This is a genomic window from Pseudomonas chlororaphis subsp. piscium (genome assembly GCF_003850345.1).
GTDB classification, from domain to species: Bacteria; Pseudomonadota; Gammaproteobacteria; order Pseudomonadales; family Pseudomonadaceae; genus Aquipseudomonas; species Aquipseudomonas piscium.
Map to the genome: position 1 here is coordinate 3562439 of NZ_CP027707.1, position 18270 is coordinate 3580708.

The 18270-nt window shown below is 60.8% G+C and carries 15 protein-coding genes and 1 pseudogene; 6 read left to right on the plus strand and 10 right to left on the minus strand.

The features are described 5' to 3' along the window. Nucleotides 1-6: 6 nt before the first annotated feature. Nucleotides 7-732, plus strand: coding sequence for a cupin domain-containing protein (locus C4K38_RS16395; RefSeq protein WP_053279289.1), 726 nt, complete (start codon nt 7-9; stop codon nt 730-732). 68 nt (nt 733-800) lie between these two features. Here C4K38_RS16395 and C4K38_RS16400 read toward each other — a convergent pair whose 3' ends face one another. The 9 genes from C4K38_RS16400 to C4K38_RS16440 all read right to left on the minus strand — a co-directional run bounded on the left by C4K38_RS16400 (nt 801) and on the right by C4K38_RS16440 (nt 8646). Continuing rightward, entirely contained in the window at nt 801-1049 is a 249-nt protein-coding gene (locus tag C4K38_RS16400) for a hypothetical protein (RefSeq protein WP_041983638.1), read from the minus strand. A gap of 195 nt (nt 1050-1244) precedes the next feature. Further along, entirely contained in the window at nt 1245-2144 is a 900-nt protein-coding gene (locus tag C4K38_RS16405; RefSeq protein ID WP_053279290.1) for a polysaccharide deacetylase family protein, read from the minus strand. Nucleotides 2145-2301: 157 nt separating this feature from the next. Then, nucleotides 2302-2988: a phosphoribosyltransferase gene (locus tag C4K38_RS16410; protein WP_053279291.1), complete on the minus strand. Its 687-nt coding sequence runs from the start codon at nt 2986-2988 to the stop codon at nt 2302-2304. Between the two features lie 24 nt (nt 2989-3012). After that, nucleotides 3013-3903 carry a universal stress protein gene (locus C4K38_RS16415; RefSeq protein WP_053279292.1) on the minus strand — a complete coding sequence of 297 codons (891 nt, stop codon included), beginning with the start codon at nt 3901-3903 and terminating at the stop codon, nt 3013-3015. Nucleotides 3904-4035: 132 nt separating this feature from the next. Beyond that, complete coding sequence (locus C4K38_RS16420; RefSeq protein ID WP_053279293.1) at nt 4036-4803, minus strand: ABC transporter permease; 768 nt, start codon at nt 4801-4803, stop codon at nt 4036-4038. After that, nucleotides 4803-6002 carry an ABC transporter substrate-binding protein gene (locus tag C4K38_RS16425; protein WP_053279294.1) on the minus strand — a complete coding sequence of 400 codons (1200 nt, stop codon included), beginning with the start codon at nt 6000-6002 and terminating at the stop codon, nt 4803-4805. Before C4K38_RS16425 ends, C4K38_RS16420 begins: the two co-directional genes overlap by 1 nt. 152 nt (nt 6003-6154) lie before the next feature. Next, entirely contained in the window at nt 6155-6955 is an 801-nt protein-coding gene (locus C4K38_RS16430) for an ABC transporter ATP-binding protein (RefSeq protein ID WP_053279295.1), read from the minus strand. Then, nucleotides 6952-8022 (minus strand): acyl-CoA dehydrogenase family protein, encoded by a 1071-nt coding sequence (locus C4K38_RS16435; protein ID WP_053279296.1) that lies wholly within the window; start codon nt 8020-8022, stop codon nt 6952-6954. The genes C4K38_RS16430 and C4K38_RS16435 overlap by 4 nt, the downstream gene beginning before the upstream one ends. A gap of 63 nt (nt 8023-8085) precedes the next feature. Continuing rightward, nucleotides 8086-8646 carry a carboxymuconolactone decarboxylase family protein gene (locus C4K38_RS16440; protein WP_053279297.1) on the minus strand — a complete coding sequence of 187 codons (561 nt, stop codon included), beginning with the start codon at nt 8644-8646 and terminating at the stop codon, nt 8086-8088. Between the two features lie 104 nt (nt 8647-8750). Between C4K38_RS16440 and C4K38_RS16445 the strand changes: the two genes are divergently transcribed. Continuing rightward, nucleotides 8751-9662, plus strand: a complete 912-nt coding sequence (locus C4K38_RS16445) for an AraC family transcriptional regulator (RefSeq protein ID WP_053279298.1) — start codon at nt 8751-8753, stop codon at nt 9660-9662. Nucleotides 9663-9749: 87 nt separating this feature from the next. On the opposite strand, the pseudogene C4K38_RS32900 reads toward C4K38_RS16445, so the two are convergent. Beyond that, nucleotides 9750-9998, minus strand: a pseudogene (locus tag C4K38_RS32900) (transposase); the annotation flags it as partial. A 409-nt stretch (nt 9999-10407) separates the two neighbouring features. On the opposite strand from C4K38_RS32900, the gene C4K38_RS16455 reads away from it, so the two are divergent. From C4K38_RS16455 to C4K38_RS16470, 4 genes are all read left to right on the plus strand, one after another. Further along, on the plus strand, nt 10408-11127 hold the full coding sequence (locus C4K38_RS16455; RefSeq protein ID WP_124345287.1) for a hypothetical protein: 720 nt from the start codon (nt 10408-10410) through the stop codon (nt 11125-11127). 611 nt (nt 11128-11738) lie between these two features. After that, nucleotides 11739-12413 (plus strand): hypothetical protein, encoded by a 675-nt coding sequence (locus tag C4K38_RS16460; protein WP_053279299.1) that lies wholly within the window; start codon nt 11739-11741, stop codon nt 12411-12413. 11 nt (nt 12414-12424) lie between these two features. Then, on the plus strand, nt 12425-13000 hold the full coding sequence (locus C4K38_RS16465; protein ID WP_053279300.1) for an N-acetylmuramidase family protein: 576 nt from the start codon (nt 12425-12427) through the stop codon (nt 12998-13000). Nucleotides 13001-13306: 306 nt separating this feature from the next. Beyond that, nucleotides 13307-18043 (plus strand): hypothetical protein, encoded by a 4737-nt coding sequence (locus C4K38_RS16470; protein WP_124345288.1) that lies wholly within the window; start codon nt 13307-13309, stop codon nt 18041-18043. Nucleotides 18044-18270 lie beyond the last annotated feature (227 nt).

Genomic DNA, 18270 nt, shown 5'->3' on the forward strand with positions numbered 1-18270 from the left:
ATCTGTATGTCCACACCCGCCGCTTTGCTGCTGGCAGGCGCCGACGGTCGCTTCGACGCCAGCCTGTTCACCCCCGCTGCCCTGGGCAGCCACGACCCTTTCGGCGCCGATCGGCTGGTCGCCTACAACGGCAGCGACGGGATTGCCGCCGGTGTCGTGCGCACCAGCGCCAGTTTTGCCATCGAGGATTTCCCCCACATCGAAATGCTCGTGGTGCACGCCGGCAAGGTGCTGCTCCACAGCGCCGAGCCGTCTGCGGAACCGGCCCTGGAACTGGCCCCGGGCGCCAGCGCGGTGATCGGCCGTGGCAGCACCTTCAAGCTCGAGGCCGAACCCGACACGCTCTGGGCCTTCTGCGCAGTGAAACGCGCCGCCGCGGGCGCCGAACCGGGCCTGACGCTGCTTGACCCGCGGGCCATGCTCTCGCCTTCGGCGGCCCCCGAGCCGCAGATCCTGATCGGCCCGGAACCGCAATGCCGCTCGCGCAACGCCTTCGAGGACGACGCCTGCGACCTGCGGATCGGTGTCTGGGACTCCACGCCTTACCGCCGTCATGGCCGGCCCCACAAGCTCCATGAGCTGATGCACCTGGTGGAAGGCAGCGTGACCCTCGAGGGCGCGGATGGCAGCCGACTGACCGCCGGCCCCGGCGCTACGCTGTTCGTTGCCCAGGGCACGCCCTGCGCGTGGCACAGCACGGCCTATGTGCGCAAGTTCTATGCGGTGAAGTAACGCCCGGCACAAACGACAACGGCGCCCAAGGGCGCCGTTGTCATATCAGGCGAAAACCGCCCTGCGACTCAATCGTCATCGTCGTCATCGTCACGGTCGCGACGATAGCGCCCGTCCTTGTCCCGCCGGTCGTAGCGGCGGTCGTAACGGTCGTCGTCATGATCGCGGTCGCGGTAGTAATCGCGGTCATAACGACTGTGGTCGCGCCAGCGGTCATGGTCGCGATCGTAGCGCCGGCCGTCGTCCCAATGGGGGTAGCAGCCACCCAGCAGCAGCGTGGAGCAAAGGGTCAGGGTGAGTGTCGCGAATCGCTTCATGGGAAGTGTCCTAGAACCTGGGTCAGAACGATGGGTTGGCAAAGCTGCCCGGCAACGCGCCGGGCCCTGTGCGAACCGGCGGCGCCGGCGCCTGCAACCACCCATGTGACTGTAAAACCAGAGATTTATTCGATCCTGGCAAGGCACTGGCGGACCGACGGTCATGTCTTGTCCCATGCGAACGGTCACGCCTGCTCAATGGGAATTCCTGTCCCACAGCCAGTTCCACAGCCCCGGCAACCGCACCGGCTGCTCGCTGCTGGTGACGGTGCGGGCCATGACCGCCCGTTGCAGCGCCGCGGTATCGTCGTAGAACGGCTTGGGCGCGGTCTTGAGGCCGGTGGCCTGGGCGCTGTCGAGCAGGATCTGCAGGTATTCCCGGGTATGCCGGGCGGTGTAGCGATTGAGGTCGTGGAAGGTCACCACCACCGGGATCGCTCCGTCCACCGTCGGCAGCTGGCCCAGGGCAATGCGTTCGCGCACCTCCGACAGTTGGCGCAGCATATTGGCCCGGCGCCGTGGGCTGGCGTTGAACCCCCAGACCTTGCCGTCGTTGGCGCTGAGGTCGGTCAGCAACACATGCAGGCCATGCCGCTGGTAGGCGGCGAAGGTGCGCTTGTCGTAGTTCCAGAATGGTGGGCGCACCAGGCTCGGCGACACGCCGGTGATCAACGCGATATCGGCGCTGCCGTCGCTCAGGGACTGCTCCAGCTCCGGCGGGTCGAGCGAGCGATGGTTGGTGTGCCTCGGCGTGGCGGTATGAAAGCCCAGCACATGGCCCTCGGCGTGCTCGCGGGCCATTATCCGCCGCCCTATGTCGCTGCCGCCGGCCCGCGAGGCGCGGGTCTGGACGAAGAACACCGCCTTGATCGCCGGTTGCAGCGGGTTGTCGAGCAGGTCATCGAGTACCCGCTCGGTCGGGTTATAAATGCTGGAAGCGCTGGGGCCGTCGTCGAAGGTCAGCAGAAAGCGGATCGGTGCCTGGGCGCGCAGGCGTTGCTCGGTCTGCGCGGTCATTTCGATGGGGGCAGCGATGCAACCGGCGAGGCCGACGGCGAGTAGCACTGCGCAGAGAAGCTTGAAGCCTCGTTTCATGTTTTGCCCTGTGTCGGACCGTTGCGGTCGTCACCTCAATGGCAAAAATCCCTCGCCCATGGATCCCTCGCCCGGCCTGCACGCAGCGCCGGGCACAGCTTGGAGGGGCAACACCGGTTTTGGTTCCGAGGCACCCGGTTTCAGGCCGCCGAGAGGCTCATGCCGCAGCGCCTTCGCACGGCCGCTGCCAGGCGCGCTGCAACAGCTCGATCACCTCCTCGTCCGAGGTCTGGGCAAAGTCCGCATAGCCGTTGCCGATCGACACGAACCACAGCGGGGTGATCGGGCAGATCAGCTCGTCGACCTCGAAACTCAGGGTGTCCACGGTTTCCTGCGGCGCCAGGGGCACGGCCACCACTATCCGCGCCGGGTGCTGCAGGCGCGTGGCCTGGACCGCGGCGTGCATCGAGGCACCGGTGGCCAGCCCGTCGTCCACCAGGATCACCACCTGGCCACGCAGGTCGGGCGCAGCCCGGTCGCCGCGGTAGACCCGATCACGACGCTGCAACTCCTGGGTTTCCCGCTGGGTCACCGATTGCAGCTCGGCATCACCGATGTAATGGCTGCTCAGGACGTCCTGATTGAGGATGCGGATGCCGCTGCTGGCGATGGCGCCCATTGCCAGCTCTTCATGACCGGGCACGCCGAGCTTGCGCACCAGCATCAGGTCCAGCCGCACCTCCAGGGCCCGGGCGATTTCCCAGGCCACCGGCACCCCGCCCCGGGGCAACGCCAGCACTATCACCTCGGGCCGGCGACTGTATTTCTGCAACGACGCAACCAGCCCTTGCCCAGCGGCCTGACGGTTGCGCAGGGTCATCTGCAATGACGGATATTCGCTCATGTCTCACCTCCCAAGGCAGCCCGGCTACAGCGCCAGCAGGCTGCAGGGCACCTGATACAGCGCGTGCTCGGTGGTACTGCCCACCAGTTTTTCCAGGCCCTCGCGATGCACCCGGCCCATGACCAGCACGTCGGCCTGGTTCTCGGTGACGAAATTGGCCAGCACCGTGACCGGTTGTCCGAGGATGAAATGCCGCCGTTCCTCGGGCACGCCATAACGCTCGGCCAGTTCGAGAAAGGCTTTTTCCAGGGTGACCCGCAGTTCCCGGGTCAGGTCCGCCAACACCAGGCCACCGCCCCCGGCATCGCCCAGGTAGACCGACGATACGTCATAGGCATGCAGCAGGTGCAGCTCGGCATCGCATTGCAGGGCCAGGCTGTTGGCTTCGTGGATGATCCGGTCGTTGAGCCCGTTGCGCTGGTACTCCGGCCGCGACGGGTCGACCGCCGCCACCACCCTCTGCGGCAAGGTGTGGCCATGGCGGCCCATCAGGTACAGGGGTACCGGGCACTGGCGCAGCAGGTGCCAGTCCATCGGCGTGAGAAAGGCGCGTTTCAGCGCCGGTTCGTGCTGCACGTCCTTGATCAGCAGGTCGGGCTGGATTTCCGCGACGTGCTGCAGGATTTCCTCCAGCAGGTCGTCGGCCCAGGTCACCTCGCCGTTGACCGTGACCCCATGGGCACGCAGCCGATGCACCTCATCCAGCAACCAGTGCTGATGTTCCAGGCGGTAACGTTCGCGCGCCTCATTGCGCACGTTGTGCTCGAACAGGGAAAGAATCGACGCCGGTTTCAGCAAGGCTGCGATATGCAGGGTCGCGCCGCTGGCCTTGGCCAGGGCGGCTGCACGGGGGATCGCGGGGGATTCGCGCATTGTCGGGTCGATGACCAGCAACAAGCGTTGGTACTGGCTCATGGCGCACCTCCAGATAGGCTGGACGCCCACGCCGGCCACTGGCGCCCGCTTCTCTATACGCCGGTGCGTCAACGCCGGATCGAACGCCAGCATGACTTCAGACTTCCCACTGACAATGCGCCCGTCGCGGCGTTACGGCAAGTGCGTCCAGCGTCGGTGCAGACCACGGGCCAGGCTGTCCAGGGCAAAGCCCAGGGCACCGATCAGCAGGACCATGGCCATCAGTTCCGAATAGGCCAGGCGGTCGCGGGTATCGAGGATGAAATAGCCCAGGCCGGCGCTGACACCGAGCATTTCGCAAGGCACCAGGACGATCCACAAAATGCCGATGGCCAGGCGCACACCGGTCAGCACATGGCCCAGCACCCCGGGCAGGATCACCTTGCGCAGGGTTTCCCAGCGGGTGGCGCTGAGGCTGCGGCTCAGTTGCAGCCAACGCGGGTCGAGCTGGCGCACCCCGGCCGCGGTGTTGAGCAGGATTGGCCAGACCGCGGCGAAGGCCAGCAGGAAGTAGATCGGCTGGTCCCCTACCCCCATCAGCATCACCACCACCGGCATCCACGACAGCGGCGAGATCATCCGCAGGAACTGGAACGCCGGGGTGGTGGCTGCCTCCAGGTGCCGATAGCTGCCGATCAGCAGGCCCAGGGGCACGCCGACCAGCAAGGCCAGGGCCAGGCCCACCAGGATGCGCTTGAGGCTGACCAGCACGTGCTCATACAGCTCGGCGCGGCCCAGCAGTTCCAGCAGGCTGGCCAGGGTCGCCGCCGGCGCAAAGCGCGCCGCCAGCCCGTCGGCGCTGCCGAACAGGCGCACGCCCAGCCACCACAACAGCAGCAGGCACAGCAGCCCCGCCACGCCCAGGAGCCAAGGCAGGCTCGATGCGGATCGCTTGGCCATCAGAGGCTGAACTCCTCGCTGCGTTCGAAGCTGTCGGGCAAGCCGAACGCCTTGAGCCCGCCGACCGTGGCGATGGCGTTGCGTACGAAGCGCTCGTCCACCAGGTCGCGGGCGGTGTGCTGCGGGTCGAGGCTGGCCAGGAAACCCTTGTCGCCTTCGATCAGGGTGTCCTTGAGGCGCTTGACCAGCTCCTCGGTGTAGCTGGGGAACGGGTACGGCTGAAAGTCGATGCGCTGCTCGTCCCAGTGCTCGTGGCGGATCGCACCGTCGGCCAGGTACTGCTGGCGCTCGCCGGCACTCGGCGCCAGGACCCGGCTCAACACCTGGGGCGCGTGTGGCGTGTAGCGGTTGGCGCCGTCCCGGGACAGCAACTGGGCCGCCTCGGCGCGGTTGTCGCGGGTCCACAGCTGCGCCTTGACGATGGCGTTGACCACCTTCTGCGACCATTCGGGGCGCTGGTTCAGGTCCTGCTCGTGCATGAACACCACGCAGCAGGCGTGGTTGCGCCAGATATCCCCGGTAAAGCGCTGCACCCGGCCGACCTTGAGTTCCTCGGCCAGGGCATTGAAGGGTTCGGCGACTATGTAGCCGGCGATGCGCTTGCTGGCCAGGGCCGGCGGCATGTCCGACGGCGGCAGCACCAGCAGATTGACCTCGTTCTCCGCCAGCGGGCTGCTGGCCGGCCGGCTGACCGGAGTCAGGCCGTTGTCGCGCAACAGCTGCTGCACCACCACGTTGTGGATCGAGTACCAGAACGGAATCGCCAGCGCCTGCCCGCCCAGTTGCCGGACCTCGGTGATGCCCGGCGCCACCGTCAGGCCCGAGCCGCCAACGTGGTTCCAGGCCACCACCTTGGCCGGCACCTTGCTGCCATAACGGGCCCAGACGGTCATCGGCGACAGCAGGTGGATCACATTGACCTGCCCGGAAATGAACGCCTCGATCACCTGCGCCCAGTTGCGCAGCAGCACCGGGCGCTCGGAGCGGATACCCTCGGCTTCGAACAGGCCGTTGTTATGGGCCACCAGCAGTGGCGTGGCGTCGGTGATCGGCAGGTAGCCGATGCGCACCGGCGCGTCCGGCTCCGCGGCGGCGCGGGCCTGCAGGCTGTTGAGCAACGGCAAGGCGCCGCCAGCGGTGAGCAAGGCACTGAGTTTGAGGAAGTCGCGACGGCTATGGGTGAAGTCATCCAGGCACATGGTGTATCTCCGACAATTCGGGCAAGGGGTTGAACCCAGCTATCACCACCTCTTCTGTAGGAGCGAAGCTTGCTCGCGATAAAAACGTCAGTGCGGCGCAGGGCTCCAGACACCCCGTCAACGTTGAGATTTTTCGCGGGCAAGCCTCGCTCCTACAGAGGAAGAGCTAAGGCTTGGGGTTGTGGAGCGCGGCTCGCCCGCCGAAGGGTTTTGAGAATCTCGATACGCAGGGCGCCCAGTTCTTCCACCAGCTCGGCGCGCGGCTGAGGCAGGTCGATGCGCCACTCACCGAGGGTCCGCGCCGGGCTGTTACCCAGTAGCAGGATCCGCTCGGAAAGCAGCAGGGCTTCGTCGATGTCGTGGGTGATCAACAGCGCCGCGGTGCGGTGCTCGGCAATCACCTTGAGCAGCAGTTGCTGCATGTCGGCGCGGGTCACTTCGTCCAGCGCGCCAAAGGGTTCGTCGAGCAGCAGCACCTGCGGCTGGCGGGCCAGGCAACGGGCCAGCGCGGTGCGCTGGGCCATGCCGCCGGACAGCTGCGCCGGGTAATGCCCACGGGCATGTTGCAGGCCGACCTCGGCGATTGCCTGGTCGATCCGCACCTGGCGTTGCCGGGCGCTCAGCGCCGGCTGGCGGGCGAAGTCGAGGCCGAAGGCGACGTTGTGCTCCAGGTTCAGCCAGGGCAGCAGGCTGGGGTCCTGGAAAGCCACCGCCACCCGTGGATGCGGGCCATCCAGCGCCTGGCCCAGCAGGCTGACGCTGCCGCCCAGGGGTACCTGCAAGCCGGCCAGGACCCGCAACAGGCTGGACTTGCCGACGCCGCTGGGGCCGAGGATCGACACCACTTCCCCCGGCTGCAAGCGCAGGTCGAATCCTTCCAGCACCGCTTGCGAGCCGTGTTCGCCGGGGTAGCCAAGGCTGATCTGCCGGGCTTCGAGCAAGGCCGCGCTCATGCCGCCGCATCCCGGGCCTGACGCCGCAACTCGGCGCGCAATTGCACCAGGCTCGGGGTGACGATCGGCACGAAGGCCGACTCGCGCCAGCGTCGGGCAAAACCGCTGCCATGTTCGCTCAGGTAGGCCTTGCCGCCACTGGCCTGCAACTCCAGCTGCACGGCGTTGGCCGCGGCTTCGGCCAGGGCGATGCGCAGCCGGAACAGCGCCGCTGGCTGGCTGAGGAAACACCCGTCGAGCAGGCCGCGCTTGAGCTGGTCGACGTGCTCTTCCAACCGCTGGCGTTGCTCCTCGAAAGGCTCGCGCAGGATCGAACGACCGCTGTGCAGATGCGCTTGCACTTCATCCAGCGCGCGCCGCGCCAGGCCGATGGCCATGCCGCATTGCAGGCCGAGAAACGCCGGGCGCACCGCCGGCAGAAAGGCCTTGGCGTCCTCGTGCAGCAACCAGTCGTGGCCGACCTCGACCTGTTGCAGTTCCAGCGCCGCGGTATTGCTCGACTGCAAGCCCATCAGCTGCAGATCCTCGGAGCGTTGCAGGCCATCCAGGGCCGCGGGGATCGCCAGGATAAAGGGCGCGCCGCCCTGCTCGTGCTCGATGGCCGCGGCCACCACAAAGCCGCTTTTACGCAGATTGGTGACCCAGTGCAGGCGCCCGTTCAGGCGCCAGCCGCCAGCCCGTGGCAACGCGCGGACTTGCAGGGCCTCGATGCCCGAGAGGAACTTCATGGCGTTCGACAGCCCGGTGGCTCCCGCCAGCTCGCCGCTGAGCAGGTCCGGTAACAGACGCTCGCGCAAGGCCGTGTTGGGGCTTTTCAGCAGGTATTCGATAAAGGCCCGCTGGCCCCAGAACACAAAGGCCGCCGCCAGGGAATGGCTGGCTACCGCGGCGACCGCTTCCACGGCAGCGCCCAGGTCGCCGTCGCTGCCGCCCTGCCCGGCTGGAATACCGATGCGCAGCACCTGGGCCTCGGCCAGTCGTGCCAGCACCTGCTGTGGGTCGCAGTGGCCCAAGTCCAGGGCCTGGGCCTCGGCGTCCAGCCATTGACTCAATGCGGGGTCGAGCATGTGGTTTTCTCCTTTTTTACGCGGCATCGGCCACAGGGCCCTGCCTTGAATCCAGCCGTTGCCTCACTGCTGCGGCGCTTGCCAGCGGTACTTGGCCAGCTCCGGGTTCAGCGGCGTGCGGGCGAACACGTTGGCGAAGTTGCACAGGGTCGCCAGGCTCACCCCGAGAATCACTTCCAGGGCATTGCCCTCGCTGTAGCCGGCGGCCTTGAACGCCGCGAATGTCGGTTCGCTGACGTTGCCGCGGGTGGCGATCACCTCGGCGGCGAAGACGGCCAGCGCCTGCAGTTTTTCCTCCGGCAAAGGAGTCAGCTCACGCAACGCGCTGATCACTTCGTCCGGCAGCCTGGCCTTGTTCTGCGCCACCGCGGTATGCCCGGCCACGCAGAAATCGCAGCCGTGGGTGGTGGCGGCCACCAGTTGCACCACTTCCCGTTCGGCCAGGCTCAGCTCGGCCTTGCCATTGAGCTCCGATACCCTAATGTAGGTCTCCAGCGCCGCCGGGGCATTGGCCAGGATGCCCAGCAGATTGGGGATGAACCCTGAGGTGTTCTGGGCGTTCTGCAAAAACGGCCGGGCCGCTTCGGGAGCGCTTTGCAGGCTGTGTAGAGTGATGCGCGACATGCGGTGGACTCCTGTTGTGTAGGTGTCCGGCAAGTCTGTTGGTTATAAGAATTCCGATCCATATTCTAAAGTAGCGATTACTTGCTCCTGAGTGTTTCCATTAGATGATTTCGTCCAGCCCACTGGTTGATTGGTTATTAGAAAGCCTCGAACTCGACGCCAGCCTGTTCCATGTCGGCCGCTACTGCGGCGGCTGGCACGCCAGCACCCACGGCCTGGCCCGGGCCAGCTTCCACCTGATCGTGCAGGGCCATTGCTGGCTGCATATCGAGGGCCAGGAGCAGGCCCAGCGCCTGAATGCCGGGGACGCGGTGTTCCTGCTGCGTGACCTGGACTATCGCCTGTCCAGCGCCCAAGCGCAGGGCGCCGCCCGTGAACTGCCGCGCATGGCCATGCAGGCGCTCGACGCTGACGCCGAGGATGGCGTGGGGTTGGTCTGCGGCTTCTTTCACTTCAGGTCCGGGTTGTCGTCGCTGATCATCGACGGCCTGCCGGACTGGATCGTGCTGCGCGCCGGCGACCCGTCCCTGAGCGCGGCCCGGGCCCTGTTCGAGCTGATCCTGGAAGAATGCCAGCGCACACCCGCGCCCTCCTCGGCGCTGCTGGAGCGCCTGAGCCATCTGCTGTTCCTCTATGTGTTGCGCCAGCAGGTGGCCGACAACCAGGGTCTCGGCGGGCTGGTGGCGCTGGCCCGCCATCCGGCTTTCGCGGCGCTGCTGGAACAGTTGATCGAGCACCCCGAACAGCCCTGGCCCCTGGAAAGCATGGCAGCCTGTACCGGGCTGTCGCGCTCGGCCTTCTTCAAGCGCTTCAACGAACTGGCCGGGCAATCCCCGGGCCAGGTCCTGCTGGCGCTGCGCATGCGCCATGCCTGCCAGTTGCTCAAGGCCAACCACACCGTGGAACAGGTCGGCGCGGCGGTGGGTTATCAATCGGTCGCCGCCTTTACCCGGGCCTTCGCCAAGGCTGTGGGTGTGCAGCCGGGGGCTTATCGCCGCCAGCACGAAGGGCGCTGAAGGCGCTGCGATCGCGCTCCATGGTGACCTAAGACGACGAAGCTCGGCACTCTCACCGCGCTGCTTGCCATTACCCGGAGAAGCACCGTCACCTTGCTGTTCGTACTGGCACTTCCATTTGCCCAATAGGCTTTCAGCGATGCCCAGCGCCTCGGCTACATGACGAAGTGGTGTACCGGCGAGTACCTGATCTACCGCCTCGCGGTTGAAGGATTCGGGAAAACGTCCGGCCTGAGTCATGACCACTCCTTGCGGTGGACATTTCCACCTTGAGTCAGTGTCCACCCGGCCCGGGACAGACCACCCTGGTCTCTTGAAGTTACCGAGGTCGGCCATTAACGGAAGCGTTTCTTACTCCCATTGCATTCTGCCTGCGTGGTCATCGCGCACAACTGGTCACGGTCAATATCAGCAACAACTTTGCGCTTACTGGACTCGCACAGATTGCGACGTCCACGAGGTCGCAGATCCAACGCATTGGTACTGGCAAGGTTCCAAAACCTCGAACTAGCGTCCTCACCGTCGGACCAGTTCCTCCGGCAAGTTCACTAGGCGTGGGGCCTGAAATCACACTTTTGGGGACTCCCATTCATTGCTCTCAGCACGATGTCCATCTGTGTCCCTGAGCGGGTTGCCTACGGGGTAACGACTTCGTCTAGCGCTCGAGCGGAGACCTATCGAACGCCATAGTGAGTGAGCCCGGCAGGACGACATCCGAGTCGCTGTGACTTCTATGGAGAGGACTATGGACGGTCGTACTTTACTGTGCTGCATGGGTCAAAACAGTTCAGAATGGAGCGTAATTCAGAGAGGCTATTCAGGATTATCCTCACGAGAAGTATCAGCTGCATTGAGGATGATCAACGATGAATTCTCTCGAGAGTTGTTCTGCTACGTTTGGTGGCCGGATAGCGCATCCCACAACAAACGAGATATAGAGCGAATGTTGTTGCGGCAAGTTCTGGACCAATGCAAGGTACGTGCAATTCAGGCTTTAACTACCCAGCTGGCTCATGACATAGCGGAACTCGATCTGACCGCGTTTAGGCATCGCTCGCAAAGCCCGGCAAGTAGCCTTACTTCCTATCGAAGCGCGATGGAAGTGGCTAAAGAACAACGATGGCCCTCTCCCAGCTCCGTCTATCAACGCCTTACTCGTGGCGTGTTGGGCGAATTGAGTACCGCGGTGATTTGCTCGATATGTCAGGGAGCCGGGTATCAGCTTGTTCATGGACGTTCCGGGCCCTGTCAAAAGTGCCAGGGCAGTGGTCGTCGCCCTTGTTCAGATTTGGCTCGCGCTCAGACCCTGGGAATTACTTGGCATGCCTATGCCAAGGCATGGAAAGCCCCATTCGAATGGGCATTGAAGCGATGTGAGCAGGCGATCCAACTGGCCAGTGATGTCCTGTGCCGCAGTCTTGGCATCGCAGGTGAACGGCACAAGGCGGCGGAAGTCTTGAGCTAATGCTCTGGCACTGAATTCCCCCCTGCCACATCGAGTCGAGCCATCGCTGGTTCTCGTTCTACAGCTCCGTGGGCCGAGCAATCAGCGACGACTCAATCCGGTGAATCTGTTGCACCACTCGTTGAATGGCGCTGAACTGACTCGGTGTCTGTAGCCGTGTTCTGGTGCCAGCGCCTGGGCCTCGTCCTCCCCCCTTGAGTACCGCGGTGATTCAGCGACCGACAATACGGGACTCCGCAAGTCAGACGATAAGAAAGTCCCCCCGCCGAACCAAAGGCTTTCCCAACTTGTTCGCCACGTCGATATCCCGGCGCACTGTTTTGCAGTGTTGGCGCCGACGTCGATGTCTGCGGTTCAGCATACGAGAGCAGTGGAAACCTCGTTGGTACTAGCGAGGTTCCAAACGCTCGAACTAGCCTCCTGATCGTCGAACCAAATCCTCTGGCGAGCTCATTACCGCCCCGCGGTATGCCGTCATCCACTGGCTTCAGGTGAAGGGAAAAGGCGGCTGAAAGTCGATAGCAACGGAGCTGCTACAGCTGGCTATCTGCATGACACCACGCCGAGAGGTTCGCAGTGCAACGTCTCAATTGCGAGGAGAGAAACGGACCATGAACGCTTCCATCGAAACACTGCCGACGACCAACGACCAATGGCAATTGAAGGTCCTCCCCTTCATGACTCGAGCCATTGCTGTGATGGGGCTTCTGTTCTTTCTGAGTAGCTTCGTCCAGATACACCTGATGCACGTCGAGCTGCAAACTGCCCCTGAAGTCGAGGAAGCATCGGCGTCCCTTGACGACTTGGAAAGCGCAGCCAAGGCCGAGCTGATGCGGTGGAACGCCCTGGTAACTCTCGAGCGTGAAACGCTTCGAGCAAGAGAGCAGGCCACCAACGCGGTGATTCTGCGTCAGGCCTCGTTGCTGAACCTCGGCTTCTTGACCGGAATGGTGCTGTGTCTGGTCGGTGCGGTCTTCGTGCTTGGTCGATTACAAGAGCCAGCCACCTCCCTCAGCGGAGAAACACCGCAATTGAAGGTAGCGCTGAACACGTCCTCTCCCGGCATCGTTCTGGTTGTGCTGGGAGCAGGACTGATCTGCGCCACGCTCTTCCATCACTATCAGTTCAACCTGCCCGACAAGACCGTGTACCTGCCTCCGGCCCAGTACACGCTGTCAATACCCTCGGGGACTCCACAGACGTCAGCCACCCTCCATCTACCTGTTGCCACTGCGCCGCGCGATTCCAGCGGCAACAGCACGAGTTCACCCGCACCACTACCTTAGAGGAAACAAGCATGAGTCTAATTATCTCGGATCAGGCATGGGCCGCATCGGCACGGAATCTTGGCGTGGAAGTCGCCTGCTTGCAGGCTGTCGCCAGCGTTGAGTCGGCTGGCACCGGCTTCCTTCCACCGCCGTCCAATGAACCGAAGGTGCTCTTCGAAGGGCACATCTTTCACCGACTTACGAGCGGGCACTTCGATGCCACTGCTCCCGACCTGAGTTATCCGCACTGGGACAAGTCCAAGTATGCCGGTTCGCTGGAAGGAGAATGGGCCAGGCTTAATGCCGCTATGGCCCTGGACCACGACGCGGCATTGGAGTCCGCCAGTTGGGGGACGTTCCAGCTGATGGGCTTCAACTATCCCGCGTGCGGCTTTTCGACAGTGCGCGACTTCGCCGAAGCACATCGTGCGGGAGCAGATGAACAGCTGGCGGCATTCGTGCAGTTCATCGATCGACCTCCATTCCGCGACGCGTTGAGGACGAAGGACTGGGCCGTTTTTGCAGCGGCCTACAACGGACCCGATTACGCAAAGAATCAATACAACATACGGCTGGCCACTGCTTATTCGCAGCACTGCGGATAAGTGGCCTCTGTGTACTGGGGCTCAGACGGCTGCACGCCCTCGCATTATCAGTGCATTGGACATGGGCTTGTTCATCGACCTCTGAACAGTGTTCGTCGAGGACCGCATCAATCATGCGCAAAGAGAGTGGTAACGGGTGGGTACGGTAAGTACACCCCGGAAGTAGATGTACGGATCATGGTAGGCAGACTCTGTGATTGAAGGTGACGTAACACTTTGATCTTTTCGCCTGCACGCTAGATTGCCGAAGCAACATTACTTAACTATCGACTATTAATCACAATTGATTAAAAGAAGGAACTTTTTATGCCTATTATCTACAAAGCAACCAAAAATATCCTGCGGGCAGTCAACTACGGAATTGCGCTGGGTACAAATGACAAAGGTTGGTCTGATATAGCCGTTGACTTTTTCGGAAACGTAACGGGTGACGCCGTCAGTACCGGGATCAATCAAATCAACACTAAGCAAGAGCTATACTGGTCGCCTTATGCGGATATACCTGGCATTGGGAATGTATATTCAGTTCCCTCGCTCGTAGTTAATGGAACTACGATGTACAGCTTCTTCCAGGGACAGTCGTTGTATACCTCAGACGACGGTGTTGGAGGTTACCCTTATTATAGCGCCAGGCAATACGGGACTCTCAGTGCGGATCAGCTCTGCGCAATGACCAATCCTCCACCGAGTCAACCGTCTACCGCCATCTCGGCCGTGATGTTCGGTGGTAATGTCTATGCGTTCTATGGCGGCGAACCGGGAAGCCAGGGGCAAACCGGACTTATTTACTACAACATCTTTAGCAGTCAAACATGGTCTTGGTCTCAGCCAACGCAAATCCCCATCATCAACGTCCCTATGGTTTGTCAAGATGGTTTTATGGTGGGTGGTACCTGGGGTGTATATCCTGTTGTCTTCACTCCGCCCGGAGAGCAAGCTCCTCAACTGTACCTGTTTTATGCGAAGACTGGCACGAATTCCGAGTTCTATTCGTCAAGCTTGGAAATTGGCTGCGTTACAACGTCCGATGGACAGACATGGACTGATCTCGCCCCCAATGGTATTGGCCCAAACATTGGGACTGGACAGCTCTCACCAGTTGTTTATTCAGCGCCTGGGTCTGACACAGAGCAGATACTTCTTTTCTATGTGGATGAAAATAGTGAGCAGCCAAGCTACATTGCTTATCCCGACTCAGCGGGAGGGTTTGGCTCTCCCGTAACAGTTCCGGTTGTTTCCGCTAACGGATCAACTATTTGTGTATTATCTTCCAGCGCCATCGTTCATACCCCGCCGGGTGCACCCGACCCACTCCTCTATGTATTCTATCAAAGCTATGGACCAGCAGGATATCAAGGCTTCTCTACTTGCTACGTATCCTTCGATGGGACTTCCTGGAGTTCAGCGTCGACACTGTCAAATGGCAAAACAGTGGATGATAGATACGGTTCAACCCTAGCGACATTTCCGCCCGAATCATTCAATAACAGCATGGCATCTACATCGGATATCTATTTCACTTCCATAATTAATGGGTTGAACAACGTCTATCCAACCGGCAACATTCCCAATGAGGCTGCCCTCCTAGGGTCATTGGCGGCATTTGTATCATCCATGAGTGACAGTACAGGTACTTCGCAAGCTACTCCACTCGGAGCTGGGAGCGATGGCAACGTTGTCGGACCAGGCGGGGCGTTTCTGCTTGCAGTTGACCTACCGGGTTTTTCAGCGCCTCAACCCTGGCTCTTCTATTCTTCGTTTGACTCCAACTGGACCGGCGTTACGTCAGCATTTCAGTATGCGGTATACGAAAATGGGCAGTGGACCCCGGGGGCTACGCTGCCTGCCGTCGTAGAGCCGGGAAATGAATTTCCCTCCGTCACCGGTTCGCCCGCGGTACTCCCAATTACGGAAAGCACTGGCTCGATTGGTATTGTGGCGGTGAACACGGCGAAGGGAATTTTTGCGAGCAGCGGCGGACCAACACAATGGTCCTTTACCAACTCGTCGCTCCCAATTTCCGGCACCACAGCCACTGGATCGCCGGCCTTGGCCTACTTCAATGGCTTGGTCTATCTGTTCTATCAGGACACCGCCAGCGGCAAGCTCTATTGCACTACATCTACTCCGAACGTAACTGATAGTGATGCTTTGGGTTGGTGCACACCGTATGCAGTGAACGGCGTGCAACTAACTGGGTCTCCCACGGCCACGGTATATAACAACGACCTATATGTGTTCTATCAGGGGGAAGGCAGTTCCGGTGCGCTTTTCTACTCTTGCCTTTCCGGTTCGACTGGAACGTGGTCAACATCGACTCAGATCGTCCCGAAGGGAGTGACCTCTTCGGCCATCATTTCTGGAACGCCATCGGCATGCGCATGCACCGACTCGTCCGGTAACAACCAACTGTTCGTGTTCTACGGCGGTATTGATTCCGGTAGTGGCGTGCCGCTGATGTACTGCCTCTTAGGTTCCGACGGCACGTCCTGGACGCAGGCGGCCGTGTCCGGCGTCTTCATCACCGATTCACCTTCCAGCTACTGGCTACAGAGCTCCGGGAAACTGAATATCTTCTTCCAATTAGCGTCAAGCCCGGGAGTACTCGCCTATATCGTTCATGATATAAGCAGTTCGTCTTGGTCCCCGGTTGGCACCACAACGGTCCAGACCATCGATGGCTGGGCAAACGCCATGATGTACTACAACTCTTTCAGCAGCGTCTCGTATCTCTATATCTACCACAACAATAGTGGCACCAACGCTGGACAGATAGGCTATTGCACATGTATGCCCATGAGTACGTCGCAAGGATGTTTAATGGAGGGGGCTTTCTGCATGGATCAAACCACTTCCGATGGCGGCGTTGATAATGTCTACTACCCGGCGATGACGGGTGCTCCAAGTGCAACGATTGCTAACGGCAACATCTACGTTTTCTATAACAGCACATACTTGGAAAGCTCTCCTGAACTAAACTACACCTCTGGGGCTCTGGCCTACATGCAGGTTCCATTGCCAACTGCTGATGCTCAAAATGTTGACCTTGGCACTCCAGCAATCGCAGCAGTGGGCTATAACGCTGGGGACGCTTATGGGCAAAATTCCAGCTTCCTCAGCGGTGATGCAAACTTTATATCCATGGCTAACTCTCCGGCTTCAGTCACGTTTAATGGTACGCCCTACGTATTTTTCAATACAGGCAGCGGGGCGATCAACTACCTCACGAATATAGCGACTGGGAGTGCGCAGAACATCCCTGGCGCTTCATCTGTGTCGAGCGCCTGCTCGCCGGCAATTGTGACTTTTAATGGCGTATTGTACCTATTCTGGGTGAGTTCCGGCAGTAACGACGCCGGCACACTACAATGTAGCTACTCGCTCGACGGCACAACGTGGGGGCAAATTGAGACCAGTCCAAGCTTGACCGTGACTACCAAGGGGGTTCTAGCCTGCGTCGCGAATGGACAAATCTATTTGATGTACCAGCATGACGGGACTACTTACTACGATATCTTCCCCGAGGTTACTACCCAGACCGCGGAGACGGTTCCTATGAAGCTTGCACCCGCCACCCAGATCAGCCGTATGAACTGCAGTACAGGACCGTCGGTCGTAGCCTTTGACAACAACCTGTGGTGTGTAACCCAAGGCGTAGATGCCTCCAACTATTCACCCTTCAAGGGCTGGTCGATCACCGCCGATAACCAACTGTTCTTCAGTCGCACCTTCGATGTGAAATGCTGGAGTTGGAATACTGTAATCGCAGAAGCGGCTGCAGCCAGTGTTTCCCCCTCATCGTCAGTGCTGCCGATTGCGGCGACATTCCCCTCCTCCGACTCCTCGGGCGACGAGTTGCTTTACGTCTTCTGGCCTGCGGCCACAGGCGGTTACATCCAATACACAACCACCGATGGCACATACGCCAGCCCCTCTTCAACCAATAGCGCTTATGGTTTGCAATGGTCGAGCCCCAGCCAAATCAGTAGCGACATCTACACTAATGACAACGTGGCTGTCGTCGCTATGCCGCCCCTCGATTTTCCAAGCGATCCTAACCAGCTATATGTCTTCTGGCAGGGTTCGAATCACTCGGGCTTCTTATATTACGCATCGATGAGCCCTTCAGGCAGTTGGAGCAGCGTCAACGAGGTTGTCCCAGCGGGAAGCAACGCCGATAGATTCATGTCGCTATCCCCATCTGCCGTTTCCTTTGCATCCGGGAGTGGGACAGCTCAACCGTATGTTTTCTATCAAGCCGCAGGAAGCTCCGGAGCTGTCGGTGGAGACGCAGTCGCGTTGCAATATTGCACCTATGCCAACGGCACGTGGACTCAGTACCCCGTGCCGAATATTTCATCGACGATCATCAGCGAGTGGCATGGTATCCAAATGGCTGATCCCCAGACGATTAATGGTATCGATCCTGGAACCCCGCCCCGAGCCATTGTTTTCAATGACACGCTGTATGTGTTCTACGTAACCAAAACGGGTGGATACACCGGCGACAGCAGCGGAAAGGGAACCCCGTATACCAACTTCCCAGTTTCCTTCAGTACGTACGATGGCACGACTTGGTCTGGCCTCAACACTATCGGCTCGACGGCAACCTTCCAGACGCAGACTAATGGTGTTGTTCCTTACTTTGTTGCCCAGTTCGTCTACCCCGTCGAGTTCAATGGAGTGCTCTACGTGTTCTTCATGAGCAGCCCTTCCTGGGGGTCGACTCCGAGCGTGAATCCACCTGGTGTGATCTACTACACCTCGACATCAGACGGATCGAACTGGTCCTCCCCGCAGCCAACGACCAATGTTGTGTATGTACCTGCTACTACTACGACGATCCAATCCTCAACTGGCACCGAAATAAACGACACCCTAGCAGCCGTCAATGGGGCATTGGCTTTCGTCGGGCTGCCCACCACAGGAGATATCCGCAATATGGCCATCGAAGCGGCTGGCCAGGCTGCGGCAAATGCTCCCGCCCAGGCCCTCGCCAGTCCCATTACTGGTGAGATTATGAACTTCGTTCTTATGGGTTAACGCTGGTATTACTGCTGCATGACGGGAGATGACTGGTTGTGCAGCAGTTAACAATTATTTCAACCATTTAAGAGGCGGATAAGTGGCCTCTGCGTACTTGGGTAAGCGGGCGGGAGCGTGAGTACGTCCTTCAAGTAGGCGTACGGATCATGGTCGGCCGAGCAGGCCCTTCAGAACATCGGTCAACTGTACGAGGTAGGGCTAGTTATATTCTTGGCCGATGCTGA

Excerpts from the sequence above, each read along its gene's own strand:
- C4K38_RS16395 (WP_053279289.1), top strand. The coding sequence starts at position 7 with ATGTCCACACCCGCCGCTTTGCTGCTGGCAGGCGCCGACGGTCGCTTC.
- C4K38_RS16400 (WP_041983638.1), bottom strand. The coding sequence starts at position 1,049 with ATGAAGCGATTCGCGACACTCACCCTGACCCTTTGCTCCACGCTGCTG.
- C4K38_RS16405 (WP_053279290.1), bottom strand. The coding sequence starts at position 2,144 with ATGAAACGAGGCTTCAAGCTTCTCTGCGCAGTGCTACTCGCCGTCGGC.
- C4K38_RS16410 (WP_053279291.1), bottom strand. The coding sequence starts at position 2,988 with ATGAGCGAATATCCGTCATTGCAGATGACCCTGCGCAACCGTCAGGCC.
- C4K38_RS16415 (WP_053279292.1), bottom strand. The coding sequence starts at position 3,903 with ATGAGCCAGTACCAACGCTTGTTGCTGGTCATCGACCCGACAATGCGC.
- C4K38_RS16420 (WP_053279293.1), bottom strand. The coding sequence starts at position 4,803 with ATGGCCAAGCGATCCGCATCGAGCCTGCCTTGGCTCCTGGGCGTGGCG.
- C4K38_RS16425 (WP_053279294.1), bottom strand. The coding sequence starts at position 6,002 with ATGTGCCTGGATGACTTCACCCATAGCCGTCGCGACTTCCTCAAACTC.
- C4K38_RS16430 (WP_053279295.1), bottom strand. The coding sequence starts at position 6,955 with ATGAGCGCGGCCTTGCTCGAAGCCCGGCAGATCAGCCTTGGCTACCCC.
- C4K38_RS16435 (WP_053279296.1), bottom strand. The coding sequence starts at position 8,022 with ATGCTCGACCCCGCATTGAGTCAATGGCTGGACGCCGAGGCCCAGGCC.
- C4K38_RS16440 (WP_053279297.1), bottom strand. The coding sequence starts at position 8,646 with ATGTCGCGCATCACTCTACACAGCCTGCAAAGCGCTCCCGAAGCGGCC.
- C4K38_RS16445 (WP_053279298.1), top strand. The coding sequence starts at position 8,751 with ATGATTTCGTCCAGCCCACTGGTTGATTGGTTATTAGAAAGCCTCGAA.
- C4K38_RS16455 (WP_124345287.1), top strand. The coding sequence starts at position 10,408 with ATGGACGGTCGTACTTTACTGTGCTGCATGGGTCAAAACAGTTCAGAA.
- C4K38_RS16460 (WP_053279299.1), top strand. The coding sequence starts at position 11,739 with ATGAACGCTTCCATCGAAACACTGCCGACGACCAACGACCAATGGCAA.
- C4K38_RS16465 (WP_053279300.1), top strand. The coding sequence starts at position 12,425 with ATGAGTCTAATTATCTCGGATCAGGCATGGGCCGCATCGGCACGGAAT.
- C4K38_RS16470 (WP_124345288.1), top strand. The coding sequence starts at position 13,307 with ATGCCTATTATCTACAAAGCAACCAAAAATATCCTGCGGGCAGTCAAC.